Below are 21,647 nucleotides of genomic sequence, written 5' to 3'. Positions count from 1 at the left end.
CGAGACGACGAGGTGTGAGCGGACGACCGACGGTCGTCAGACAGCCCGGCTCAGTTCAGCGCCTCGACCTCGTCCGTGAGGTCGGCCGGCTCGTCCACGGGACCGTTGACGAACAGACCGTGAGCCATCACGACGGCCGCGAGGGCGCTGAAGCCGACGAGCGTCGTCTGCGGCTCCATCGGGGTGAGTCGACCGGCGGCGACGCCGGCGACGAGGCTCCCGAGGATGCCGAGGAGTACGAGGTCGTAGTACTGCCACGTGTAGCCCATGGAGAGGCGTTGGAGAGCCAGCGGCGAAGGCGTGGCGCTCGGTTCCGCCGTCGAGGACGGCGAAACGAACGCCGACGCGTCGGTGCCGCGGGGAGGACGGTCACGGAACGGCTATACGTCGCCAGACACTCGAACCCCTATGGAGTATCAGACTGCGCTCGACCGAGCGCTCAACGTCCTACCGGAACGAAACGTCGAACAGGAACGCCTCACAGTGCCGGACCCGTCCGGCGAGACCGACGGCGCGTTCACCCGCCTCACCAATCTCGGGGAGATCGCGGACGCGCTCTCGCGGACGCCCGCGCACCTCCACAGCGCCATCCAGCGCACGCTCGGGACGAGCGGCCAGCTGGAGGGCGACCGCGCCCGCTACAGCGGGTCGTTCTCCATCAACGACTTCGAGGAGGCCATCGACGGCTACGTCGAGGAGTACGTCATCTGCTCGGAGTGTGGCCTGCCGGACACCCGCCTCGTCACCGAGGACGGCGTCGACATGCTCCGCTGTGAGGCCTGTGGTGCGTTCCGGCCGGTCCAGAAGCGCTCCAGCGTGAGCAACAAGCGCCAGCGCGAGGCCGTCGAAGAGGGTCGCACCTACGAGGTCGAAATCACCGGGACCGGCCGCAAGGGCGACGGCGTCGCCCAGCGCGGGAAGTACACCATCTTCGTGCCCGGCGCGCAGGAAGGACAGACCGTCCGCGTCTACATCAAGAACACGAGCGGGTCGCTCGCGTTCGCGCGACTCGCCTGAGCCGGACGCACGCGTCCCACCGACGCGGCGGAACACGAGTCGCTCGGCGACCGAATTCCGCGCACAGTCTCATATTCTCTCGCCGCGGTCGCTTCTTTCGCGGGCCGGTTCACCGACGTCGGTGACGCCCGCGAGACGCAGTTATTCGTCTTCGTCTGGCTCACCGGTCTCACCGGCCTCACCGCCGCACCGACCGCGAAGGCCGAACAGCGCGACGAGGAGGAACACCGCTCCCTCGACGCGCGCCGCCGTCACCACCCACGGCTTCGCCGTCATCTCGCCGCCGTCCTCGTAAGCGAGGCGCGTCATCACGGCGACCAGTTTGTCCGGAACGAGCAGTTCAACCAGACCGAACGCCGCCAACAGAGCTCGGAGCATATCCACATATCGGGGCGGAATCGGTGAAAAGGCGACGCTCGTTCCTACGACGCGGGAGCGATGGCCTCCCCCGTTCTCGGCTTGCCGCCGCGACGACCGACGGACTCACTCGCTCGACTCGAACCCCGCGACGAACGCGTCGGTCGCGTCCCGCCACGCGGCCGCGAGGTCGTCGGAAAGCGGGTCTGCATCCCACGAGTCCACCGCGTCGTGGTCGTCCAGCCACGACACCACCCCGCGGGCACCGTCCTCGAACGCGACCGTGTAGCGGAACCCGAGGTCGGCTCTCGCCCGGCTGTTGTCGAAGACGGTGCTGTACCGGAAGTGGTCCCGGAGCATCCGTGTCCGGTCGGGCGCGACCGCGCGGAGCACCTCGGTCGGGACGTGGACGAGGTCGGGTTCAGGCGCGTCGAGCGCGGCCGCGACGCGCTCGTGGTACTGGTTCCACGTCATCGTCTCCTCGCTCGTGACGTTGTAGGCGCGGCCGCCGACTCCCGGACGCTCGACCGCGCCGACGAACGCCCGCGCCACGTCGTCGCGGTGACACGGCCCCCACAGCGAGGTGCCGTCGCCGTGGACGACGATGGGCTTGCCCTCGCGGATTCGATCGATGTACGACGAGTCCGTGCCGAGGGTGTGGACGAGCGTGCCGCCCTCGCCGTAGGTGTTCCACGGGCGGAGGACGATCACCTCGAACTCGTCGGGGTCGTGGGCGTCGAAGAACGCGTCTTCGGCGGCGATTTTTCCCGCCGCGTAGTCGCTGACCGGCGGGTTCCGCGGGCTCGATTCGGTGACGGGATTCATCGGCGGCGGCCGGTGGTACACGTCGATGGTGCTGCAGAAGACGTAGCGGTCGACGACGGTTCGGCAGATTTCGACCGCCTCGCGGGCGGTCTCGGCGTCGAAACACGCCATGTCGACGACGACCTCGGGGCTCGCGTCCCGAATCGCGCCGCGGAGTACCGACGGGTCGTCGCGGTCGCCGGCGACCCGTTCGACGCCCGACGGGAGGTCGTCGTCGGTCTCGCCCCGCTGGAGACTGGTCACGTCGTGGCCGGCGGCGACGAGCCGCCGAACGATTCCCGTGCCGAGCAGTCCGGTCCCGCCGATGACGAACACGTCCATGCGTCGTGAGCCGCGGCGAGCGGCCATAAACCCCCGACAGCAGAGCGACAACACTCATCCTGTCTCAAAGCCAATAATTGATTATGAAAGTATATCTCACGGACGGGACGAGCTTCGAGTGCGGCGGCTACAAGGCCCTCGACTCCGGCGGGGTCGTCCTCACCGCCGACAAGAAGCGAAAACAGGTCGTCGGCTACGTGCCGGCGGACGCGCTGGTGTACGTCCTCCCCGACGACGTGGAGCCGGGCGACTCGCTCGCCGAAGGTGGCGTCGGAGACCCAGACGCCGACACCGACGACGCGGACGACGCGTCCGGAGACGACGAGGGTGAAGGGGAAGCCGATTCCGACGGGGACGGACACGACACCGGAGACAGCGAGACGGCCGACCGCGACGACGACGCTGACCCGACCATCACCGAAGCTGGCGTCGACCCGGACGTCGCGGGCGTGACCGCCGCCGACGGGAAGAACGAACACACCCACGAAGACCTCGCGGCGCGCATCGACGAGGTCGAAGGCCGAGTAGACGGCCTTGACGGTCGCGTGGACGCGATGACCGAACAGTTGGCGACGGTCGTCTCGGCGGGCGGCGTCGATGCCGAGGCGGCCGCCGAAGCGGAGCGACACCCCGAGGACCCGCGGAACATCCGCGGTATCGGCGAGGCGTACGCGGCCCGGCTCCGGGCGGCGGGCATCGACACCGTGTCGGCGCTCCGTGGGGCGTCGGACGAGGAACTCGCCGCCGCCGCGGACGTGTCGGCCCGACGGGTCACCGACTGGAAGCGACGGGCCGAGCGGTACGCCGAGCGACTGGCGTCGGAACGCGACGCCGGGCCTGAGAGTGACGCGCGCACCGAAAACGAAACCGACGCCGACGACGCGACCGGTGACGAGTAGCCGCCCGTACCGCTTCCGTTTCCGGAATCGCGTCTCCTCGCGAGGTCGGTCCCGCGTCCCTCGTCCCGCGTAGTTCCCATCGCGCGGGAACTGGCGAAGAGGGTGATACTGTCCCCGCCTAACTCCCAGTTGATGTACGACACAATCCTCGTGCCGATAGACGGGAGCGACTCGATGCAGCCGGTCGTCGAAGACGCCGCGGAACTCGCCGCAGAGCGCGACGCCGCCGTCTCCCTGCTCTACGTCGTCGACGAACGCGCCTTCCTGACGCTCGCCGACGAGCGCGTCGACGAGGTGTACGAGGAACTCAGGTCGCAGGGCGAAGCCGCGCTCGCCGAGGCCGCCGAGACGATGGCCGAGTACGGCGTCGACGCCGCCACGGAACTCCGCCGCGGCGATCCGGCCGAGGAGATTCTCGCGTTCGCCGAGGAGACAGACGCGGCGCTCATCTCGATGGGCACCCACGCGCGCTTCGAGGACAACATCCTCGGAAGCGTCTCGCGGTCGGTCGTCGTCCAGTCGAAAATTCCCGTGCTGGCCACCCCCATCGAGCGACGATAACCCGCCCGCGCCGGGCGAGCGAGTGCGTCGCAACCGCAAATCGGGTTCCGAGGTCCCGTGTCTCGCGTCTGTTCCCGATTCTCGCCGGGGCCAGCCAGTCCGCGATTCTCGTCGCGCGTCCGACCCGGACCCGGACTCCTCGACTCAGAGTCGCAGGAGCAACAGGAGGACGCCGAAGAACGTCGAGGCGGCGCTGATGAGAAGCAGGCCGCCGCTGAGGACGAGCGTGCCGCCGTCGAACGCCGGGGCCGTTCCGCCGGCGGCGACGTTCATCACCGACATGCCCGCCGAGAGGTCGGCGACGGGGGCGAGGACGGCGATACAGAACGTTACGAGGCCGGCGACGACGAGGGCGTAGGGCGTGAACGGGGGAGTCCGCCGAGTCGGGTGGCGGCGGACCGGGTAGCTGCGAGACATACCTCTCGTACGTCGCCATGCTAATTTGGTACGTGTCGGCTACTCACGGGAAACGAGCGTTAGACCCGGCCTACCGCCGTGATACCGCGATTCTCGACGTGGCGCGCGCACCGTCGGGTCGCCCCCGACGGTCGGGCGGTTTTGGGCCTAGGTCGAGCCTAACGCCGAGCGAATGCACCGCGAAGTCGTGGTCGTGGTCGTGTTCGGGTTCGGAACCGGCTCTTTTGTCCCCGGGCGACGAGGAAAACAGAGAACAGGCCCCGACAGCCGCACATCGGCGGTCGGCGTGAGGGCGGCGGCGAGTGCGTCGGTCCGGCCTCCGAACTCCGGGTCCTACTCTTCGTCCGCCTCGAAATCGAGCGCGACCGAGTTGATACAGAAGCGCTTGCCGGTCGGCTCCGGGCCGTCGTCGAAGACGTGGCCGAGGTGGCCGTCGCAGGTCGAGCAGACGACCTCGGTGCGGTCCATGCCGTGGCTCAGGTCGCGTCGAAGCTCGATGTTCGAGTCCTCGGCGGCGTAGAAGCTCGGCCACCCGCAGTTGGAGTCGTACTTCGTCTCCGAGCCGAACAGCTCGGTCCCACAGCCGGCACACCGGTAGACGCCGTCGTCGCTCCGGTCGACGTGTTCGCCGGAAAACCGCGGCTCGGTCCCCTGTTCGCGGAGGACGCGGTAGGCGTCCTCCGAGAGTCGCTCGCGCCACTCTGACTCCGAGAGGCTGAATTCGCTATCGCTCATACGTCGAAAGAGGGTTCGGACGCCCAAAGGCTCGTCGGCTACTCGCGTCGGAGCTCGGCCGGCTACCCGCGTCGGAGGAACTCCGGCAGCCGAATCCGAGAGAAGTCGTCGCCGCCGCCGTCGAGGACGGACGCTCGGCCGACGGCTTTGGGAATGCCCTGTTTGTCCGTCGGCTTCTGCATCGTCACGTCGGCGCGCCCCGCCGTGGAGGGCGATGTCTCCTCGTCGACGAGCGCCTCCCACACGTCCTGTTTCGAGTCGTACTCCGACTCGTTTCGGGCGACCCGCTGTTTCCCCTCCTCAAAGGCGAGTTGGAGGACGCTCCGGCCGTAGGCCGTGCCGGCCTGCCGGCGGATGCGCTCGAACTCGCCGCGGTTCGGGTGGCCGAGCGCGCTGGAGACGCCGAGGGCGTACATCCGGCGGATGGCCTCCTCGTCCGAAATCGTCCGCCAGTCCGTTCCGAAGACCCGTTCGTACATTGTTGTGGTTACCTCAGAGGTCGACCTTCGACCGGGGGTCGACGACCAGTCCGTTGTCGGTGAAGTCGAGCGACCGGATGTCGCAGTCGATGTTCGTCCCGCGCATCTTGATGACCTGAATGCCGCGTGTCATGCCAGTCGCCTCCAGATAGTTGTGGAAGAACACCACGCCGTGGGCGAGGAAGTGCTCGTCGGAGTACGACGAGGGGTCGGTCATCTCGGAGATGAGAAGCGTCGTGGCGTCGCCCTGCTTGAGTGCCGTCAGAAACCGCGTCATCTCCTCGGAGCCGTTGGCGAAGAACAGCCGGAGCAACATCGTCGAGTCGATAACGAGGCGGTCGACCTGTCGGGAGTTGACGAACGCGACGATTTTGTCGGTGAGGCTCTGGACGCTCGACGACCCCCCGGTCTGGGAGAACTGGTTGAGGATGTGTTTCCCCTTCGGGCTCACGAGGTTGATAAAGCGAAAGCCCTCGGAACTGGCGAGCGTCTCGAAGCCGAAGTCGAAACTCGACATGTCGTTTATCAGCTCGTCTTCGGTCTCGTGCATAGTGATGTACATGCACTTCTCGCCGTTGCGTAGCCCCTCGGCCATGAACTGCGCCGTGAACGTCGTCTTCCCGCTCCCCGGCGGTCCGCTCAGTACGTACAGTCGGCGCGGGAGGAAACCACCCTGGATGAGCTCGTCGAACCCGCTTACCCCACTCGGAATCCGCATGGTCGGACACTCGCCCGTCTTATTATAATCGTTCCGGGACTAGTATCGAAATTGAGACTTCGAGACGGCGCCGAGCGGACGATTCATCACTCAGGAAACAGTTCGACTTCAGATTTGATACCATCGATGGCCGTCACGTCGCCCGCGTCGAGTTCCAGCGAGACGGCGTCGAGGTTCGCCCGGAGGTGGCGCTCGCTCGACGCCTTCGGAATGGGACACAGCCTCTTTTCGGCCACCCACGCGAGGCTCACCGCCTCGGGCGTCGCGTCGTGTTTCTCCGCGACCGCGACGACTTCGTCCACGCCGCGGACGCGGCCTCCCGAAAGCGGCGAGTACGCGACCACGTCGTAACCGCGTTCCTCGGCGTGGTCGAGGAGTTCGGGGCGCTGGAACAGCGGATGATACTCCGTCTGATGGGCGACGAGCGGTGCGTCGAGCAGGGCGAGCGCCTCGTCTAGCTCGGCGACGGTGAAGTTGCTCACGCCGACCCCGCGGACGAGGCCGTCGTCGACGAGTTCGTCGAAGGCGGAAAGCGTCGCCTCGGCGTCGTAGGTGTCGACGGGGCGGTGGACGTACAGGAGGTCGACGTAGTCGACGCCGAGTCGGTCGAGGCTCTCGCGGGTCGTCCGGCGAACGTCGGCGGGCGCGAGGCTGTCCGCCCAGACCTTGGTGGCGAGCGTCACGTCCTCGCGGGGCACGTCGGCGGCCGCGAGCGCGTCGCCGACGACCGTCTCGTTGCCGTAAATCTGTGCGGTGTCGACGTGGCGATAACCCAACTCCAGCGCCGTCGTCACGGCGGCGGCCTCGTCGGGCGTGTCGAGGCCCATCGTCCCGAGACCGATGCGGGGGAGCGACCGGGTCATCGAGACGACTCACCGCCTTCGCGGCCGCCGTCGGCCGCGGGACCCGTTCCGTCCGGTGCGCGCGACGCGCCCGCCCCGCCGTGAACGACGGGCACGCCGTCGAGTTCGAGCAGGTCGTCGAGGCCGGCGATTTCGTGGGTCGGGTCGGGCGTCGGCGTGTGGTCGGCGCGGTGGCCCCGGCGGATGAACGCGGAGTCGACGCCCGCGGCCTCGGCGGCGGCGATGTCGCTGTCGCTGTCGCCGACGAACAGCGGCGAGTCGACACCGAGGTCGGCCATGGCGCGTTCGAGGTAGTAGGGTTCGGGCTTCTTGCGGTGGAGACTCGTCATCGAGGGCTCGCGGCCGTAAGCGGTGCCGAACAGGTCCGCGGCGTCGAGGTGGTCGACGACGAAGTCGATGGTGGCCTGCTGGTTGCTGGAGACGATGCCCATCGGCGCGTCGATGCGGCGGAGCGCGTCGAAGTCGTCGTAGGGAACTTTCCGGCCGTCGGCGATGGCCCGCCGTTGGGCGGCCGACTGGAGTTCGTCGCGGACGCGAAACAGCGTCTCGGGGTCGAGGTCGTAGGGCTCGGCGGCGGCGCGCACGTCCTCGGGAGAGACGTGGATGACCACCTGTTCGACGTGGTCCGGGTCGGGGTCGGAAACGCCGAGTTCGGCGAAGGCGTCCCACGTCGCGTCGCGGAGGGGCGAGAGTTCGACGAGCGTTGTCAACACGCCGTCGTGGTCGAAGATGACCGAGTCGTACATACCCGGACTCCGGCGGCGCGACGTGAATCGTTTTCGCCTCCGGCCGCGGCCGCGAGCGCGAACACGGTCCCCAATCCCGCCGCGTTGCGAGTCTTTTAGCGCCTCGAAGCCGCAGGTCTATCCGATGCTGGCTGGACTCACACGCGGGGTGGCGAGATGACTCGCGACGTGTGCATCGTCGGAGCCGGGGCCGCTGGGGCTGGCGCGGCCTACGCGCTCCGCGAGGCGAACGCGAACGTCACGATTCTCGAGAAGAGCCGCGGGGTGTGCGGTCGCGCCGCGACGCGCCGCCGACACGGCTGTCGGTACGACCACGGCGCGAACTACGTGAAAGACTACGACCGCCGAACGGCGCAGCTCGTCCGCGGACTGGGCGCGGACGGGCTGGTCAACATCGACGAACCGGTCTGGACGTTCGACGGCGACGGCGTCATCTCGGAGGGTGACGCCCGCGACCAGCACAAGTGGACGTGGACCGAGGGCATCACCCAACTGGCGAAACGCCTGCTCGCGGAGACGGAGGCGACCGTCGAGCGAGAGACGCGCGTCGCCGCCATCGACCACAACCCCGACAGCGGCTACTGGTCCGTCGTCGACGAATCGGGGACGCGCCACGGCCCGTTCGACTCGGTGCTTCTGACACCACCGGCCCCCCAGACGGCCGCGATTCTGACCGAGATGGGCTGGGGCGACCAGTGCATGGTCGCGCTCCGCGAGGCCATCGGGAGCGTCGAGTACCGAACGGTTCGGAGCGTCGTCCTCCACTACCCCTTCGAGCGCGAGGAGCCGTGGTACGCGCTCGTCAACCCCGACAAGACCCACCCGGTCGGCTGGGTCGCCCGCGAGGAGTGCAAGGAGGGCCACGTCCCCGACGGCGAGAGCCTGCTCGTCGTCCAACCGAGCCCCGAGTGGTCCGAGGCGCACTACGACGACCCCCTCGACGACGCGGCCGACGAGGTCGCCGCGATGGTCGCCGAACTCCTCGACGACGAGCGCCTGCGCGACCCCGACTGGGTGGACGACCAGGGCTGGCGGTACGCCCTCCCCGACGGCGTCGCCGACCGCGAGATACTCCGCCGCGGGGAGTTTCACGGCCTCTACTTCGCTGGCGACTGGACGGTCGGCGAGGGCCGGGTCCACGCCGCCCTCTGGAGCGGCGTCGACGCGGGCGAGCGAATCGCCGAGCAGTAGTCGAAAAGAGCCGACGGCGACGACGTCAGAGGTCGACGCGACGACCCCGACGCGGCCTCAGATGTCGACGTCTTCGCCGTACACCGACTCGCCGCGCTGGAGTCGCGCGGCGATGCTGAACGTCTGTTCTCGCTCCCGGCGCGTCGGCGAGTGCGCCGCGAGGTAGCGCGCGACGCCGACGAGGAGCGTCCGCGCCTCCTCGGGCGGCCGCGTCGCCGCCTGCCTGAACCCGGCTTCGAGCGCTTGGTAGGTGTGGAAGCCGGCGTCCTCGCGGAGCAGCGCGCCCCCGAGTTCGCGGCGGAGCCTCGCCGGGTCACCGCCGCCGTCGAGGAACCCCGCGGTCGCCCGTCCGGCGTCGTTCACCCGCCCCTCGGCGTCGAAGGCCGCGGACAGCGTTTCGAGTGCTTCCGCCGGGTCGGCGTCGGGCGTCGGGTCGGGAAGCGGGGCCGGGGGCGTGTTCAGGAACCGGTCGAGGTAGACGTTGACGGCGGCGTCGAACGCGCCGCGGTAGAGTTCTCTCGCGCCCGTCCGCTCGGCGAGCCGGTGGACCGCGTTGGCGTAGGTGAACGTGTGGTGGACCGTGTTCCAGTCGCCGAACTCGTTGGTGGTCGAGAACCGCGCGACCCGCGTGCCGGCGGCGAAGGCGACGACAGCGGCGAGCTGGGCGGGCGTCGCGCCGCCTCGAATCGCCTCGGTCAGCGCGTCGACGACGGCGTGCGGGTCGTCGCCGAGGAGGGTGTCGAGCAGGCCGTCCGGTCGGGACCACGTCTCGCCCGCGCCGGCGTCGACGTGGTCGTCGAGGTCGGCGAACACGTCGTCGAGCGTTCCCGCGAGGTCGATTGGGCGACGCCACTCGGCGGACTCCTCGGCGCGGTCGGCGCGGGCGAGTCCGCGAACGAGGCTCGGGAGGACCTCGTCGGCGCGGTCCCAGCCGACGTGGTCGAGCGCCTCGCAGGCCTTGTTGACGAAGTCGAGGACGTGCCCCGTGTCGAGGTAGCGGTGGTCGGTGGCCGCGGCGGCGACCATGCCGGCGAGTTCGGCGTCGTCGCGGCCGGCCGCGATTGCGGTCCGGAGGACGCGCTCCGCCCCGTCGGGGTCGCGGACCTCGACGTTCTCGCGGAACCACGACCGCAGGCGGTCGAAATCGGTGTCGGTCGCGCCGAGGGCGTCCTGTTCGAACTGCGGCGGTTCGCCGGAGGCGTCGCCCGCGACGTGGACGAGTCCCTGATAGAGCGCGCGCTTTCGGTCGTCGGGGTCGAGGTCGGGGAGGACGTTCGCCATCGCGGTCAGGATAGTGAGACCCGACCCCCAACCGTCGCGCCGGTAGCGACAGCCGAACCGGACGCCGGTCGAAAGCGGCTCCGTCGGCTCGACGCCGGCGTCGAGGAGGCCGATGACGGACTTCGCGACGACCAGTCGGAGGTTCTGTTCGAGGCCGTCTTCCAGCCGATTCGACCAGCGGACCGCCGGCGGTTCGTCCGGGTCGGGGTTCGGGTCGACGTAGACCGTCCCGTCGCGCACCTCCACGGGGTAGGTCCGCACGTCGTCGGCCCACGGGTCGAAGGTGTCGCCGCAGGAGAGTTCGAAGCGGGCGTGGTGCCAATGACAGGTTAGAACGCCCTCGTCCACGGACCCGCGGACGAGCGGGAAACCCATGTGCGGGCAGGCGTTATCGACGGCTCTGACGGACCCCTCGTGGTCGAAGAGGGCGATAGAGCGTCCGTCCAGCGCGACCAGTTCGCGGCCGGACTCGCGGAGGTCCGCGAGGTCGACGGCGGGGTGAAAGCGGTCTTCGGATGCCATGTGCACACGTTCGACACGATAATTCCTAAAGATTCGCTGAAGCGAATTTACGTCGGCGACGTGATGTGTTCTCGAAGAGTCTGTGTCTGCGCGGTCCTCACGCCCTGTTTCGGGTGAATCCGGGGTTCAACGACCGATGAATCCCGTGCTGCGAGCTAGCACGGTTCGGGCGTGTCTTTTTCCTCGCCGAGACCTAACGAGGAGTCGTGTCCGCGCTGACCGTCCGCATCGACCCCCACGTGCACTCGGAAGGCTCGTACGACGCGCACGACCCGGTGGAGCTCATCTTGGAGCAGGCCGCCGAAATCGGGTTGGACGCCGTCGTCGTCACCGACCACGACGTCATCGACGAGTCGCTCCGAGCGGCGCAACTCGCGCCGATGTACGGCCTCGTCGGCATCCCCGGCGTGGAAGTCTCGACGGCCGACGGCCACCTCCTCGCGCTCGGCGTGGAGGAGCTTCCGCCGCGGCGTCGCCCGCTGGACGAGACGGCCCGCTGGGTGCGCGAGCGCGGCGGCGTCGCCATCGTCCCGCACCCCTTCCAGCGGAGCCGACACGGCATCGGTCGCCGTCGGCTCGGCCGGTATCACGACGCCGCGGGCGGCGACGCCTTCGACGCCATCGAGACGTACAACTCGTGGCTCTTCACGGGCTACAAGAACCGCCGCGCCCGTCGGTTCGCCGCGAAGCGCCAGTACCCCGGCGTCGCCGGGAGCGACGCCCACAAGGTCGGGTACGTCGGCCGCGCCTACACGGAAATCGACATCCCCGACGTGTCGCGCGCCTCTCTCACCGCCGACGACATCTTGGACGCCGTCCGCAACGGCTCGACCGAGGTGCAGGGCCGGCGGACGCCGATTCCGACGAGCACGAAACACTACGCCGGCGCGGCCGGCCGGAAGTCCGCGTACTACGCCAAACGCGGGGCGCTCGGGAGCGCACTCCTCGCCAAGAAGGGCGCGTTCAAGTCCGGCTACTACGCGAAACTCGGCGCGCTCAAGAGCGGGTCGCTGGCGAAGACCGGCGTCGCGCAGGCCGTGCGGATGCTCTACCGGATGTCGCCGCTCTCGCGGTAGCGGGCAGTAACGCGGACGCCGGCGCGAGCGTCGAACAAACGAGTGCTGTTCTGTCCTCAGTCGTCAGAGCCCACGAGTTCCTCGTACTGCGCGCCGGTCTGTTTCAGTTTCGCCGTCGAGTAGAGTCGCTCGTGGTCGAACGGCAGGTGGTCGTCGGCCAGTTCGTCTATCTTCTCGTCGACGGCGTCGGCGTCCCGGCCGTGAATCATGGTAAAGAGGTTGTACTCCCAGCCCTGTCCGGGGCGGCGCGGGCGGTGGTAACAGAGCGTGACGTACGGGAGGCTCCCGACGGCCTCGCCGCGGGCGTCGAGTTCCTCGTCGGGGACGTTCCAGACGACCATGCAGTTGTTCCGAAAGCCCGTGACGATGTGGTTGACGACGCAGCCGATGCGCTTGATACAGCCGTCGGCGAGCAGGCGCTCGACGGCGACGAGCACGTCGTCGACCTCGGCGTCGAGGGCGTCTGCCACGTCGCGGTAGGGCGTCTTCGACAGCGGGAAGCCGCCCTGAATCTCCACGAGCAGGCGGGCTTCGAGAGACGAGAGGTCGCCGGTGGCGTCCTCGGAGATGCGGGTGGCGCTCACGTCGGTCTCCCCGAGGCTCTCGCGGGCGAAGCGGTCGTCGTTGACGATGGGGAACTCGAGGTCGATGTAGTAGTCGGTGAGCATCGGGAGGTTCAGCACCTCACAGCCGGTTCGCTCCTCGATTTCGTCGAGGATGCGGTCGCGCGTCTCGCGGGAACCGGCGGTGACGACGAACCACATGTTCCACTCGTGGGCGCGGCGGTAGTTGTGGTTGACTTGGCGGTAGCCGTTGATGAGTTCGGCAATCTCCTCGAAGCGCTCCTCGGGGGCCGAGACGGCCGCGAGCGTCGAACTGCCGATGACGGGCGGATTGAGAACCGGGCCGAACCGCCGGAAGATGCCGTCTTCGCGGAGCCGACGGACGCGGTCGAGGGCGTCGTCCTCGTCGATGCCTAACTCCGCGGCGACGACGCGAAACGGCCGCTGTTCGACCGGGAAGCCGCTTTGGTATTCGTCGATAAGCGCCGCATCGACCTCGTCGATGCCGTCCCGCCAATCGTCCGACAACGCGCTCATTACCCGGCGTTAGGAGTCGGGAAGCCTATCGCTTTCGGACGGCGTCGTCGGTCCCGGCCAGCGGGACCGAACGGGACGTTTTTTGACCGCTCGGCCGAACACAGAGGCATGGCAGTAGTCGAAAGCGAGTTCGGGGAATGGCCGCTGAAGCGTCTGATGACGGAAGTCGTCGGCACGGGCACGAAGTCCGCCGAGGACATGACCCGCGAGCAGGCGTCCGAGGCGATGCGCCGCATCCTCGCCGGCGAACCGGACCACACGACGCTCGGCGCGTTCTGGCTCGCCAACCGCTGGAAGCACAACAACGCGGAGGAACTCGCCGCCTACGCCGACGTGATGGCCGAACACGTCGAGTACGCCGAGCCCGAGGTCGACCCCGTCGACTGCGGCGCGAACTACGACGGCAAGGGCAAGACCGCCATCCTCGGCGTCGCCGCCGGCGTCGTCGCCGCCGCGGCCGGCACGCCCGTCGTCGTCCACTCCGGTGACCGCGTCCCGACCCAGAAGCAGGACGCCTACAAGCACGTCCTCGACGAACTCGGCGTCCGCACGGAACTCGACCCCGACGAGTCCGCCGACATGGTCGACGACACCGGCTTCGGCTTCTACTACCAGCCGCGATTTAACCCCGCCATCCACGCCCTCTGGGAGCGCCGCGACAACATGGGCGTCCGGACGTTCGTCAACACCATCGAGACCATCGCCAACCCCGCGAACGCCTCGGTTCACCTCGGCTCGTTCTACCACCTCGCGTTCGCCAAGAAGATGGTCGACACCTTCGAGGCGAGCGAGCACCACGACCTCGACCGCGTGCTCATGTTCCAGGGCATGGAGGGCTACGACGACATCCGCCCCGGCTACACGAAGGTCGCCGAGTGGACCGCCGGCGACGACGGCGAGGCCACCTTCGACGACTTCGACATCGAGACCGCCGAGTACGGCATGGACTTCGAGTACGACGACCTCGGCGTCGACGAGGACGACGTGGCCGGCGACTCCGCCGAAATCACCGAAGCCGTGCTCGCCGGCGAGCGCGAGGACCGCTTCGCCGACGCCGTCGCCCTCAACGCGGCGCTCCGCATCTACGCCCGCGAGGACGCGGAAACCATCGACGAGGGACTCGAGATGGCCCGCGAGACCATCGCCTCCGGCGACGCGGAAGCCGTGCTCGAAGACCTGCGCGAGTTCTGAAGTCGCAGTCGCAGCCGACTCGAACGCTTGCCCTTCAACACGCCGGCCCCACCGGCTCGCCGCCCGCGTATTGGACCGACTCCACGTCCACGACGTAGACTGATTCTGACGACCCGTCGGCGTGCAACCGGTCGGTGCTGTACCAGTACGGGTGCGAGACGCGAACCGTCCAGCCGTCGAGGCTCCGAGCGACGACCGACGCCGATTCGCCGCTGACGGTCGCCGACGTGCCGTACGTCGTGACGCACTCGCTGGCCGCCAGTTCGGTCTGGAGGCGCGTTTCTTCCGCCGCTATCGCCCGCCGCTGGGCCTCTCTGTCGAAGACGAAGACGGTGCCCGCGGCGACGACGAGGAAAATCAAAAGAAGCGAGAACGCGGCGCGGCGGTCCATACCGCACCCGACCGCCGGCGCGAATAAGTGTTTTCTTCCCCTAGATGTCGAGGTCGCCACTCTCGTCGGCCTCGTCGAAGGGGTCGCCGCCCTCGGCGTCGCTCTCGCCGTCGTCCAGCGGGAGCGCGATGCCGACGAGCGTCTCGCCGGCGGTGACGGTCGCCTCGCGGGCGATGGAGTAGACGAGGCCCGCGCGCTCGGCTTCGACCTCTTGGAGCACCTCGTAGGTGGTCGGGTCGTACACCCATCCGAGGTGGTCGCCGGGGCGGACCTCGCGGGCGAGTTCCACGTCCTCGCGGGCGACGAACAGGCCCGAGGCGGCGGCCTGCACGCGGCCGAGGTGGTTGCGATAGGTGCGGCCGTCCCACGGTTCGACCGCGCCCGAGAGGATACCCATGTCGCGGCAGACGTTGAGGACGCCCTCGACGCCGGCGACGATGGCCGGCTCGACGAGCTGTTTGTTGTGGGCGAGTTCCGGGGTGATAGAGGGGATTCCCGCGTTCGTGGCCGCGACGCGGAGTTTGCCGTCGAAGCTCCGTTCGGTCCACTCGTCGTCGGCCTCGTCGCCCGCGGCCTCCGCGAGGAGGATGTCGACGCCGAACGCCCGCGCGAGGTCGCGGGAGGCCTCGTCGCCCCGGAGGTAGACCGTGTGGGTGAGCATGTCCGGGCTCCCGGTGTGAAGGTCGACGATGGCGTCGGCCTCGCCGATGTACTCCCAGAGCTTCGCGGCCATGCGCTGGTGGAGCGACCCGTCGGCGTCGCCCGGCCAGACGCGGTTCATGTTGGAGTTGACGGAGTCGAGCACCTCGGGCGTGACGTAAGAGACGCGGTCGAACGTCAGCGGGTCGGCGACAGGGACGGCGACGACGCGCCCCGAAAGCTCCGCGCGTTCGAGGCGGCCGTGCAGTCGGCGGAGCACTTCGGTGCCGTTGATTTCGCGCCCGTGCTGGGCGGCCTGCACGTAGAGCGTCGGGCCGTCTGACCCGTCGGCTGGTTCGTAGGTGTGAACCGTCGTCTGTACCGGGACGCCGGAGGGGAGGCGAGTGAGCGTCACGGTCTCCGCGGTATGCATATCCGACGCATCGCGGTGGGGTGTCTTGTAGTTAGGGGAGCGAGAAAAGCGGGCGGTGCGGGGCGATGCCGGGCGTCAGTTCCGGTCGTCCGAGGTGTCGATGCCGAACGGCAGATACAGCGGACACGTCCGGCGAAACCCGGTCACGAGCAGGATGACGCCGACGGCCGCGACGAACACGGCCCCGAGCGCCGCGGGCACCGAGCCGAACCCGAGCGAGAACAGCCCCGCGTAGCTTCCGACGCCGCCGACGACGAGGAGCGCGCCGAGCGCGAGGCGAACAGTCCGGTCGAGCGTGCCGACGTTTCGTACCATACAGTAGTGCTTATAATTTACAATACATCAATCTAGCGCAGATTCCCGACTGACGGGGCGTATCGAAAGAAGGTGGTCGCTCCGGGCGATTCAGTCGTCAGCGGGCGTTCCACCCGACGGTTCGCTCGCGGTTCGGGAGAAGTAGCTCGCGAGGAGCGGGCCGGTGATGTTGTGCCAGACGCTGAACAGCGCGGGCGGGAGGGCGGCGGCGGGCGAGAAGAACGACAGCGCGAGGGCCGCGGCGAGCCCGCTGTTCTGGAGGCCGACTTCGAACGTCGTCGTCCGGACGCGGTCCTCGGACATGCCGGCGAGGCGGCCGGTGCCGTAGCCGGTTCCGAGGCCGATGGCGTTGTGGAGGACGACGGCCCCGATGGCGGCCGCACCCGCGCCGAGGATGGTGTCGACGTTGAGGCCGACGACGGCCGCGACGATGGCGACGATGCTCAGGACCGAGACGAGTGGGAACACGTCGAGGCCGACTTCGGCGACCTCGGGCGCGTTGCGGTCGAGCACGAGGCGGAGCGCGAAGCCGAGGACGACCGGGATGAAGACGATTTGCAGGATGTTGACGAACAGGTCCATGAAGCCGACCTGGAGCTGTTCGCCGGCGAGCGCGACGACCCACGCGGGCATGACCAGCGGCGCGGCCAGCGTGGTGACGGTCGTGATGGCGACCGAGAGCGCCACGTCCCCCTTGCCGAGGTAGGCCATGACGTTCGAGGCGGTGCCGCCGGGGGCCGCGCCGACGAGGATGACGCCGACCGCGAGCTCCGGCGGGAGCGAGAGAACCACCGTGAGCGCGTAGGCGGCGGTCGGCATGATGAGCCACTGGGCGAGCGCGCCGATGGCCACGTCTCGCGGGCGCTCCGCGAGTCGGCGGAAGTCAACGGGCTGGAGCGTCAGCCCCATCCCGAGCATGATGAGCCCGAGCAGCGGCGAAATGTAGGGCGCAATCCACGTGAACAGGTCCGGTTGGACCAACGCGGCGGCCGACGCGAGGAGCACGAGGCCGACAAAGTAGGTGTTCGCGAGTTCCGACAGGCGTTCGAGGGTCGACCGAGCGTTCATTCGGAGTGTCCTCCGTCAACATGTGATGTCATCTCACGCCACTCGGTCGCGGGGGAGAAAAACGTCTGTCGGTGTGACAGTCCGCGGTGCCGACCGGAAGACGCGGGCCGAACGGAGTCGTGTCAGCGCCGCGGCCGACCCCGAGGCGGCACGGTTTTCACTCGCCCGCCCGACGGGTCGAGTATGAGCGACAACCCAACGGCCACGCTCCACACGAACAAGGGCGACATCACGGTCGAACTCTTCGAGGACAAGGTCCCGAACACGGTCGAGAACTTCGTCGGCCTCGCGACGGGCGAGAAGACGTGGGTCCACCCCGAGACGGACGAGACGATGGAGGGCGAACCCCTCTACGAGGACATCCTCTTTCACCGCATCATCTCGAACTTCATGATTCAGGGCGGCGACCCGACGGGAACCGGCCGCGGCGGCCCCGGCTACACCTTCGACGACGAGTTCCATTCGGACCTCAGCCACGACGGCCCCGGCGTGCTCTCGATGGCGAACCGCGGCCCCAACACGAACGGCTCGCAGTTCTTCATCACGCTCGACGCCCAGCCCCACCTCGACGGCAAGCACGCCGTCTTCGGAAAAGTCACCGACGGCATGGACGTCGTCGAAGACATCGGCTCGGTCCCGACCGACCGCAACGACAAGCCGGTGTCCGATGTGGTCCTCGAATCGGTCGACGTCGAGCAGTAAGCGCCGCGAACACCGAAACGCGACCGAGACGCGACCGAGCGCGACGGACGCTACCCGCTCGCGTTCGCTGGGACGACGGTCCGACCGCCGTTCGAACCGTCGGCGCGGTCGAGCCACGCCGGTCGCGTCACCGTCGTCTCGCCGACCGCGTCGTACGCGAACCAGACCTCGACGCCGAGGCCGTCGCGGGTCTCGTAGGTGACGCGCATCGAGCGGACGAACCCGCTTTCTTCGACGATTGCTTCGACCCGATAGCCGCGCGACCGCGGGAAGTCGGTGTCGCGGCCCTCGATTCGGTACAGCGGGGTCCCGTCTTCGACAGTCGCGTTCGTCACACTCTCTACGCGCGTCACCGTCGTCTCGTCCGCCGAGAGGTACCACTCGAGGTAGCGGGCGGCGCGCGAGGCCTGTCGCCCCGGACCGTCGCGCACGTCGGGGTCGAGGACGCGGGCGGCGACGCCGTCCGGCTCGGCGGGGCGGCGGGCGTAGCGCGTGGTCCCGTCGGCGTACGCGTCCTCCGAGGCGGTCGGGCGCGGGAACGCCCTGAGTCGCCCGGCGCGCTGGACCTCAGAAACGTAGACGTGCGGGGCCTCGACGTGAACGACCTCCACCTCGCGGCCCGTCTCGTCGCCGGCGATGGACTCGCGGTATCGGAGGGTCCACCGGTACGACCGGTTCGCCGCGGCCCTTCGGTGGGCCGCCGCGAGGAGCGTCGCGTTCTCGACGCCCGCGGTGGTCACGCCGGGGGCGACTGTCCGCGGTTCGGGCGTCGGCGTCGGCTCGGACGTCGTCGCTGCCGGCGTCGGAACCGACGGCTGTTGGCCGCCGAGCGCCTCGCCGAGCACCGGTACGCCGCCCGGCCCGGCGGTCACGGCGACCGCAGCGAGAAGGAGCGCGACGAAGAGAAGCGGCACGACCGGGAGCGACGAGAGCGCGGGAGGAAGCAGGGACGCGAATGGCCCGGTCCGCGCGCCGCCTGCGCCCTCGGTGCCCCCTGCACCCCCGCCCCCACCGTCGGCCGGCAGGTCGGCGAGGCGGACGCCGAAATGGTCGGCGACGACTTCGTCGCCGCGGCCGCCGAGGAGGCCGTATCGGACGAGTTCGTAGAGGTCGTCGACCGAGAGGACGCGGGCGTCGTCAGGGGCCACGCGTCGGGTCCGCTCGGGGTCGCCGAGCGCGACGACGACTGTCGTCTCGTCCGGGACCGGCGGCGACAAGAGACGTCGAGACCGAGCGGCGACCGCGATTCGGTCGATTCGGTCGACGCGGCGGGCGACGACGAGGCGGTCTTCGACGGTCGTCTCCCACCCGCGGGCGGTCCAGAGGTCGGCGAGAAATCGGCGGCGGTCGCTGGGACTGGCGGCGCGAATCAGGTCGCCGAAGCGCGAGCGACGGGACTGCCGCATCGTCCGATAGTAGGGCTCGATAGCGAAAGAATCACCGGGCGCACACCGAGATTCGGTTTGGTTTCTCCCGCCGCGCGACCGACAGCGCAAAGACCACCGCGCCGCAAGGGCCGACGATGAGCGAGGAGTCCGAGCGTCCGAAGCCGAGCGACTTCGGAACCGACGAGAACGCCCCGCCGGTCGACGAAAAGCCCTACAAGATAATCTTCGAGGCGAACAAGTGCTTCGGGGCCGGTCGGTGCGCGGAGGTCGCCGACAACTGGGAGATGGACCTCGAAACCGGCCTCGCCCGCGCTAAATCGTACTTCGTCGGTGAGGACGAACTCGACGAGAACATCGAGGCGGCGGAGGTCTGCCCGGCGAAGAAGGGCCGCGGCGTCATCCACGTCATCGACCGCCGAACAGACGAGGAGCTATCGCCGAACCCCCACGGCGACGGAACCCTCTCGGTCGACTGGTAAAGCGAAAGCACTTTTCACCCCCTCGGAGAACGGGAGAGTGCGCGGGGGTGGCTGAGCTAGGCCAAAAGCGGCGGACTTAAGATCCGCTCCCGTAGGGGTTCGCGAGTTCAAATCTCGTCCCCCGCACTCGCTTCTGCGAACGATAGTGGGCGGAGCGATGCGTCCAGCCGTCTCGCACTACTTCTCGACGAGACACCACGGACCCGGTCGCACAAACAGCAAAAAATCTGCGTCAGTGATGGCTCCCGCCGGCGCGTTCACGCCGGTAGTTCGACGCCGAGTTGCGAGAACAGCGTCGCCATGCTCGCGGCGTCTTTCACTTCGACGATGGTTCCTTCGTCGATGCGGCGGTAGCTGAACCCGTCGACGGCGATCTGCGAGCCCGTCGGTTCGATGCCGCGGAACGTCCCGAGATGCGTGCCGCGGAGGGTCCACCAGACCATCACGGCGTCGCCCTCGGCGACCATAGCGTTGATTTCGGTCGTCGCGTCCGGGAACGCGCCGTCCCACTCGCCGTGCAGTTCCTTGCTATCTTCGCGCGTGACGAGCGCCTCGTCGGACCCGCTTCGCATCGTGGCGATGCGGACGGTGTCGGCGTACAGCTCGTCGAGCGCGTCGAGTTCGTCGCGGTTCCACGCCCGGTCGAACTCGGTTCGAATCAGGGTGCGGTTCTCCTCTGTGGCCGTTCGTGTCGACATGCGTACCCACCCGGAGTCACCACGGCGACCCGCCCGACCGCGCGCCGACACCGTCGTGAGGTACGACCCGCGAGGACATAGCGTAGTGCTACCAGATAGCACCCAGTAGAGGATATGAGTGACGTGCGGATTGGCGGGCGAGTCGGTGGGCAAACGCCACAACCGCCGACCACGTTATGTCGGTTCCCCGCCAACGTGTAGGAATGGCTTCGACGCGTAGACACCGCTACTCGGATGGACAGGGGTTCGGCGACCCCTACGAAGGGTTCGACCTCGACCCGCCGACGTACCGGGTGAACGGACGACTCGTCGACCCGGCGGACGACCACGTCCTCGCCGAGTTCGTGGACGAGGACGGAATCGACCCCGAGGCGGTCGACGCGGCGGCGCTCGTCGAGGTCGGACTGGCTTACGCCGCCATCGAGGAGTACGAACAGGCAGTCGACAGTTTCAGTCGGGCGGTCGCCTACGCCGACGAGGACTCGCCGACGGCGTGCGAGGCGTGGGTGAACAAGGGTGTCGCCCACGCGCAACTCGGCGAGTACGACGAGGCAATCGGCGCGTACCGCGAGGCGCTCCGCATCGACGACGACGGCGAACACGCCGCGGCCGCGGAGACGAACCTCGCGTACGCGCTGTGGGAACTCGGCGACTCGTCGGGGCCGCTCGACCGCGCCGAGCGCGCCGTCGAACTCGACCCGCGACTCCCGCAGGCGTGGTACAACCGCGGCTTCTTCCTCGCCGAACGCGGCCTCCACGAGGAAGCCCTCCGCTGTTTCGACACCGCCATCTCACTCGGACTGCGCGATAGCTCGGTCCGGGGCGAGCGCGACCGGTCCCTGGCGTTCCTCGAAGCGGACCTCGTCGAGGGCGAGACCGAGGCTGAACCCGAAGCGCGGGAGGAATCGGAACCGGACCGGGCCCGTGACGTGGAACCCGGAGCCCGCGAAGTCGCCGACGCGGACGGGTCCGACGACCCGGCCGTCAGTGAGCGAGGCGAGTAGGGCCGCACCCACAAACATTTTGACAGTTCGGCTAATGACATGTAATTAGACCGTGTCACCCGGACTCCTCGTCACGCGATTCGACGCCACGCTCCTCGGGATGGCCGTCTTCATCCTCGTCGGGGCCGTCGTCGGCGTCGTGTCCGCCCTGCCGACGCCGCTCGCCGCGGGCGGTGGCGCAACCGGAGCCGCCGCCCTCGCGCTCGGCGTCACCGTGAGCGAACTGTAGTC

27 protein-coding genes and 1 tRNA gene are annotated in these 21,647 nt (G+C 68.7%); 11 read left to right on the top strand and 17 right to left on the bottom strand.

The window, feature by feature from the left end:
• Positions 1-50: 50 nt before the first annotated feature.
• Positions 51-269: a hypothetical protein gene (locus C5B91_RS09810; RefSeq protein ID WP_008095813.1), complete on the bottom strand. Its 219-nt coding sequence runs from the start codon at positions 267-269 to the stop codon at positions 51-53.
• Between the two features lie 139 nt (positions 270-408).
• On the opposite strand from C5B91_RS09810, the gene C5B91_RS09805 reads away from it, so the two are divergent.
• A complete protein-coding gene (locus tag C5B91_RS09805; protein ID WP_004062666.1) occupies positions 409-1,017 on the top strand; it encodes a translation initiation factor IF-2 subunit beta in 609 nt (202 codons plus the stop codon).
• Between the two features lie 141 nt (positions 1,018-1,158).
• On the opposite strand, the gene C5B91_RS09800 is transcribed toward C5B91_RS09805, so the two are convergent.
• Both C5B91_RS09800 and C5B91_RS09795 read right to left on the bottom strand, forming a co-directional pair.
• Positions 1,159-1,395 carry a hypothetical protein gene (locus C5B91_RS09800; protein WP_115819591.1) on the bottom strand — a complete coding sequence of 79 codons (237 nt, stop codon included), beginning with the start codon at positions 1,393-1,395 and terminating at the stop codon, positions 1,159-1,161.
• 105 nt (positions 1,396-1,500) lie between these two features.
• Positions 1,501-2,520 carry an NAD-dependent epimerase/dehydratase family protein gene (locus C5B91_RS09795; protein ID WP_115819592.1) on the bottom strand — a complete coding sequence of 340 codons (1,020 nt, stop codon included), beginning with the start codon at positions 2,518-2,520 and terminating at the stop codon, positions 1,501-1,503.
• Between the two features lie 83 nt (positions 2,521-2,603).
• Here C5B91_RS09795 and C5B91_RS09790 point away from each other — a divergent pair, with 83 nt between their 5' ends.
• Together C5B91_RS09790 and C5B91_RS09785 are read left to right on the top strand one after the other, a co-directional pair.
• Positions 2,604-3,419 carry a helix-hairpin-helix domain-containing protein gene (locus C5B91_RS09790; protein ID WP_008095819.1) on the top strand — a complete coding sequence of 272 codons (816 nt, stop codon included), beginning with the start codon at positions 2,604-2,606 and terminating at the stop codon, positions 3,417-3,419.
• Positions 3,420-3,551: 132 nt separating this feature from the next.
• The gene (locus C5B91_RS09785) at positions 3,552-3,980 is read left to right on the top strand and encodes a universal stress protein (protein WP_008095820.1); all 429 of its coding nucleotides are present in this window, start codon (positions 3,552-3,554) and stop codon (positions 3,978-3,980) included.
• Positions 3,981-4,124: 144 nt separating this feature from the next.
• Here C5B91_RS09785 and C5B91_RS09780 read toward each other — a convergent pair whose 3' ends face one another.
• From C5B91_RS09780 to C5B91_RS09755, 6 genes are all read right to left on the bottom strand, one after another.
• On the bottom strand, positions 4,125-4,397 hold the full coding sequence (locus C5B91_RS09780) for a hypothetical protein (RefSeq protein ID WP_008095821.1): 273 nt from the start codon (positions 4,395-4,397) through the stop codon (positions 4,125-4,127).
• 333 nt (positions 4,398-4,730) lie between these two features.
• Positions 4,731-5,132, bottom strand: a complete 402-nt coding sequence (msrB, locus tag C5B91_RS09775) for a peptide-methionine (R)-S-oxide reductase MsrB (protein WP_008095822.1) — start codon at positions 5,130-5,132, stop codon at positions 4,731-4,733.
• 62 nt (positions 5,133-5,194) lie between these two features.
• Positions 5,195-5,611 (bottom strand): hypothetical protein, encoded by a 417-nt coding sequence (locus C5B91_RS09770; protein WP_004975580.1) that lies wholly within the window; start codon positions 5,609-5,611, stop codon positions 5,195-5,197.
• Between the two features lie 13 nt (positions 5,612-5,624).
• Complete coding sequence (locus C5B91_RS09765) at positions 5,625-6,329, bottom strand: ATPase domain-containing protein (RefSeq protein ID WP_004975581.1); 705 nt, start codon at positions 6,327-6,329, stop codon at positions 5,625-5,627.
• A gap of 86 nt (positions 6,330-6,415) precedes the next feature.
• Positions 6,416-7,192: an aldo/keto reductase gene (locus C5B91_RS09760; protein WP_115819593.1), complete on the bottom strand. Its 777-nt coding sequence runs from the start codon at positions 7,190-7,192 to the stop codon at positions 6,416-6,418.
• On the bottom strand, positions 7,189-7,938 hold the full coding sequence (locus tag C5B91_RS09755; RefSeq protein ID WP_008095828.1) for an HAD family hydrolase: 750 nt from the start codon (positions 7,936-7,938) through the stop codon (positions 7,189-7,191). The genes C5B91_RS09760 and C5B91_RS09755 overlap by 4 nt, the downstream gene beginning before the upstream one ends.
• A 156-nt stretch (positions 7,939-8,094) precedes the next feature.
• On the opposite strand from C5B91_RS09755, the gene C5B91_RS09750 reads away from it, so the two are divergent.
• Positions 8,095-9,129, top strand: a complete 1,035-nt coding sequence (locus C5B91_RS09750) for an NAD(P)/FAD-dependent oxidoreductase (protein WP_115819594.1) — start codon at positions 8,095-8,097, stop codon at positions 9,127-9,129.
• 57 nt (positions 9,130-9,186) lie between these two features.
• On the opposite strand, the gene C5B91_RS09745 is transcribed toward C5B91_RS09750, so the two are convergent.
• Positions 9,187-10,932 carry a Rieske (2Fe-2S) protein gene (locus tag C5B91_RS09745; RefSeq protein WP_115819595.1) on the bottom strand — a complete coding sequence of 582 codons (1,746 nt, stop codon included), beginning with the start codon at positions 10,930-10,932 and terminating at the stop codon, positions 9,187-9,189.
• A 206-nt stretch (positions 10,933-11,138) separates the two neighbouring features.
• Here C5B91_RS09745 and C5B91_RS09740 point away from each other — a divergent pair, with 206 nt between their 5' ends.
• On the top strand, positions 11,139-12,008 hold the full coding sequence (locus tag C5B91_RS09740; RefSeq protein ID WP_049967598.1) for a PHP domain-containing protein: 870 nt from the start codon (positions 11,139-11,141) through the stop codon (positions 12,006-12,008).
• A 56-nt stretch (positions 12,009-12,064) separates the two neighbouring features.
• Here C5B91_RS09740 and C5B91_RS09735 read toward each other — a convergent pair whose 3' ends face one another.
• Positions 12,065-13,108 (bottom strand): Lrp/AsnC family transcriptional regulator, encoded by a 1,044-nt coding sequence (locus C5B91_RS09735; RefSeq protein ID WP_049967597.1) that lies wholly within the window; start codon positions 13,106-13,108, stop codon positions 12,065-12,067.
• Positions 13,109-13,216: 108 nt separating this feature from the next.
• Between C5B91_RS09735 and C5B91_RS09730 the strand changes: the two genes are divergently transcribed.
• Positions 13,217-14,299, top strand: coding sequence for an anthranilate phosphoribosyltransferase (locus tag C5B91_RS09730; RefSeq protein WP_008095836.1), 1,083 nt, complete (start codon positions 13,217-13,219; stop codon positions 14,297-14,299).
• Between the two features lie 34 nt (positions 14,300-14,333).
• Here the strand turns inward: C5B91_RS09730 and C5B91_RS09725 are convergent, their stop codons facing one another.
• From C5B91_RS09725 to C5B91_RS09710, 4 genes are all read right to left on the bottom strand, one after another.
• A complete protein-coding gene (locus C5B91_RS09725) occupies positions 14,334-14,690 on the bottom strand; it encodes a hypothetical protein (protein WP_008095837.1) in 357 nt (118 codons plus the stop codon).
• Positions 14,691-14,730: 40 nt separating this feature from the next.
• A complete protein-coding gene (locus C5B91_RS09720; RefSeq protein ID WP_049967594.1) occupies positions 14,731-15,762 on the bottom strand; it encodes a succinylglutamate desuccinylase/aspartoacylase family protein in 1,032 nt (343 codons plus the stop codon).
• 75 nt (positions 15,763-15,837) lie between these two features.
• Positions 15,838-16,077, bottom strand: coding sequence for a DUF2892 domain-containing protein (locus C5B91_RS09715; protein WP_008095839.1), 240 nt, complete (start codon positions 16,075-16,077; stop codon positions 15,838-15,840).
• A gap of 90 nt (positions 16,078-16,167) precedes the next feature.
• On the bottom strand, positions 16,168-17,145 hold the full coding sequence (locus C5B91_RS09710; RefSeq protein WP_115819596.1) for a bile acid:sodium symporter family protein: 978 nt from the start codon (positions 17,143-17,145) through the stop codon (positions 16,168-16,170).
• Between the two features lie 183 nt (positions 17,146-17,328).
• Between C5B91_RS09710 and C5B91_RS09705 the strand changes: the two genes are divergently transcribed.
• Positions 17,329-17,847 carry a peptidylprolyl isomerase gene (locus tag C5B91_RS09705; protein ID WP_004975597.1) on the top strand — a complete coding sequence of 173 codons (519 nt, stop codon included), beginning with the start codon at positions 17,329-17,331 and terminating at the stop codon, positions 17,845-17,847.
• Between the two features lie 50 nt (positions 17,848-17,897).
• On the opposite strand, the gene C5B91_RS09700 is transcribed toward C5B91_RS09705, so the two are convergent.
• Entirely contained in the window at positions 17,898-19,253 is a 1,356-nt protein-coding gene (locus C5B91_RS09700; protein ID WP_115819597.1) for a hypothetical protein, read from the bottom strand.
• Positions 19,254-19,369: 116 nt separating this feature from the next.
• On the opposite strand from C5B91_RS09700, the gene C5B91_RS09695 reads away from it, so the two are divergent.
• On the top strand, positions 19,370-19,714 hold the full coding sequence (locus C5B91_RS09695) for a ferredoxin (RefSeq protein WP_008095842.1): 345 nt from the start codon (positions 19,370-19,372) through the stop codon (positions 19,712-19,714).
• 41 nt (positions 19,715-19,755) lie between these two features.
• Positions 19,756-19,840 (top strand) — tRNA-Leu (locus tag C5B91_RS09690).
• 131 nt (positions 19,841-19,971) lie between these two features.
• Here C5B91_RS09690 and C5B91_RS09685 read toward each other — a convergent pair.
• Positions 19,972-20,412: an ester cyclase gene (locus C5B91_RS09685; protein WP_115819598.1), complete on the bottom strand. Its 441-nt coding sequence runs from the start codon at positions 20,410-20,412 to the stop codon at positions 19,972-19,974.
• 203 nt (positions 20,413-20,615) lie between these two features.
• Here C5B91_RS09685 and C5B91_RS09680 point away from each other — a divergent pair, with 203 nt between their 5' ends.
• Together C5B91_RS09680 and C5B91_RS22410 are read left to right on the top strand one after the other, a co-directional pair.
• Positions 20,616-21,416, top strand: a complete 801-nt coding sequence (locus tag C5B91_RS09680; RefSeq protein WP_115819599.1) for a tetratricopeptide repeat protein — start codon at positions 20,616-20,618, stop codon at positions 21,414-21,416.
• 52 nt (positions 21,417-21,468) lie between these two features.
• Positions 21,469-21,645 (top strand): hypothetical protein, encoded by a 177-nt coding sequence (locus tag C5B91_RS22410; protein ID WP_008095848.1) that lies wholly within the window; start codon positions 21,469-21,471, stop codon positions 21,643-21,645.
• The last annotated feature ends 2 nt before the right edge of the window (positions 21,646-21,647 follow it).

Source organism: Haloferax sp. Atlit-10N (genome assembly GCF_003586325.1).
GTDB classification, from domain to species: domain Archaea; phylum Halobacteriota; class Halobacteria; order Halobacteriales; family Haloferacaceae; genus Haloferax; species Haloferax prahovense.
This window is presented reverse-complemented; position numbering and strand designations above follow the sequence as displayed.

What these genes read in the sequence shown, in the direction of transcription:
- C5B91_RS09780 (WP_008095821.1), bottom strand. Translation starts at nt 4,397, where the DNA reads ATGTCTCGCAGCTACCCGGTCCGCCGCCACCCGACTCGGCGGACTCCC.
- C5B91_RS09695 (WP_008095842.1), top strand. Translation starts at nt 19,370, where the DNA reads ATGAGCGAGGAGTCCGAGCGTCCGAAGCCGAGCGACTTCGGAACCGAC.
- C5B91_RS09685 (WP_115819598.1), bottom strand. Translation starts at nt 20,412, where the DNA reads ATGTCGACACGAACGGCCACAGAGGAGAACCGCACCCTGATTCGAACC.
- C5B91_RS09770 (WP_004975580.1), bottom strand. Translation starts at nt 5,611, where the DNA reads ATGTACGAACGGGTCTTCGGAACGGACTGGCGGACGATTTCGGACGAG.
- C5B91_RS09725 (WP_008095837.1), bottom strand. Translation starts at nt 14,690, where the DNA reads ATGGACCGCCGCGCCGCGTTCTCGCTTCTTTTGATTTTCCTCGTCGTC.
- C5B91_RS09720 (WP_049967594.1), bottom strand. Translation starts at nt 15,762, where the DNA reads ATGCATACCGCGGAGACCGTGACGCTCACTCGCCTCCCCTCCGGCGTC.
- C5B91_RS09745 (WP_115819595.1), bottom strand. Translation starts at nt 10,932, where the DNA reads ATGGCATCCGAAGACCGCTTTCACCCCGCCGTCGACCTCGCGGACCTC.
- C5B91_RS09755 (WP_008095828.1), bottom strand. Translation starts at nt 7,938, where the DNA reads ATGTACGACTCGGTCATCTTCGACCACGACGGCGTGTTGACAACGCTC.
- msrB (WP_008095822.1), bottom strand. Translation starts at nt 5,132, where the DNA reads ATGAGCGATAGCGAATTCAGCCTCTCGGAGTCAGAGTGGCGCGAGCGA.
- C5B91_RS09730 (WP_008095836.1), top strand. Translation starts at nt 13,217, where the DNA reads ATGGCAGTAGTCGAAAGCGAGTTCGGGGAATGGCCGCTGAAGCGTCTG.
- C5B91_RS09795 (WP_115819592.1), bottom strand. Translation starts at nt 2,520, where the DNA reads ATGGACGTGTTCGTCATCGGCGGGACCGGACTGCTCGGCACGGGAATC.
- C5B91_RS09800 (WP_115819591.1), bottom strand. Translation starts at nt 1,395, where the DNA reads ATGCTCCGAGCTCTGTTGGCGGCGTTCGGTCTGGTTGAACTGCTCGTT.
- C5B91_RS09765 (WP_004975581.1), bottom strand. Translation starts at nt 6,329, where the DNA reads ATGCGGATTCCGAGTGGGGTAAGCGGGTTCGACGAGCTCATCCAGGGT.
- C5B91_RS09805 (WP_004062666.1), top strand. Translation starts at nt 409, where the DNA reads ATGGAGTATCAGACTGCGCTCGACCGAGCGCTCAACGTCCTACCGGAA.
- C5B91_RS09705 (WP_004975597.1), top strand. Translation starts at nt 17,329, where the DNA reads ATGAGCGACAACCCAACGGCCACGCTCCACACGAACAAGGGCGACATC.
- C5B91_RS09710 (WP_115819596.1), bottom strand. Translation starts at nt 17,145, where the DNA reads ATGAACGCTCGGTCGACCCTCGAACGCCTGTCGGAACTCGCGAACACC.
- C5B91_RS09735 (WP_049967597.1), bottom strand. Translation starts at nt 13,108, where the DNA reads ATGAGCGCGTTGTCGGACGATTGGCGGGACGGCATCGACGAGGTCGAT.
- C5B91_RS09790 (WP_008095819.1), top strand. Translation starts at nt 2,604, where the DNA reads ATGAAAGTATATCTCACGGACGGGACGAGCTTCGAGTGCGGCGGCTAC.
- C5B91_RS09760 (WP_115819593.1), bottom strand. Translation starts at nt 7,192, where the DNA reads ATGACCCGGTCGCTCCCCCGCATCGGTCTCGGGACGATGGGCCTCGAC.
- C5B91_RS09680 (WP_115819599.1), top strand. Translation starts at nt 20,616, where the DNA reads ATGGCTTCGACGCGTAGACACCGCTACTCGGATGGACAGGGGTTCGGC.
- C5B91_RS09715 (WP_008095839.1), bottom strand. Translation starts at nt 16,077, where the DNA reads ATGGTACGAAACGTCGGCACGCTCGACCGGACTGTTCGCCTCGCGCTC.
- C5B91_RS09700 (WP_115819597.1), bottom strand. Translation starts at nt 19,253, where the DNA reads ATGCGGCAGTCCCGTCGCTCGCGCTTCGGCGACCTGATTCGCGCCGCC.
- C5B91_RS09785 (WP_008095820.1), top strand. Translation starts at nt 3,552, where the DNA reads ATGTACGACACAATCCTCGTGCCGATAGACGGGAGCGACTCGATGCAG.
- C5B91_RS09750 (WP_115819594.1), top strand. Translation starts at nt 8,095, where the DNA reads ATGACTCGCGACGTGTGCATCGTCGGAGCCGGGGCCGCTGGGGCTGGC.
- C5B91_RS09810 (WP_008095813.1), bottom strand. Translation starts at nt 269, where the DNA reads ATGGGCTACACGTGGCAGTACTACGACCTCGTACTCCTCGGCATCCTC.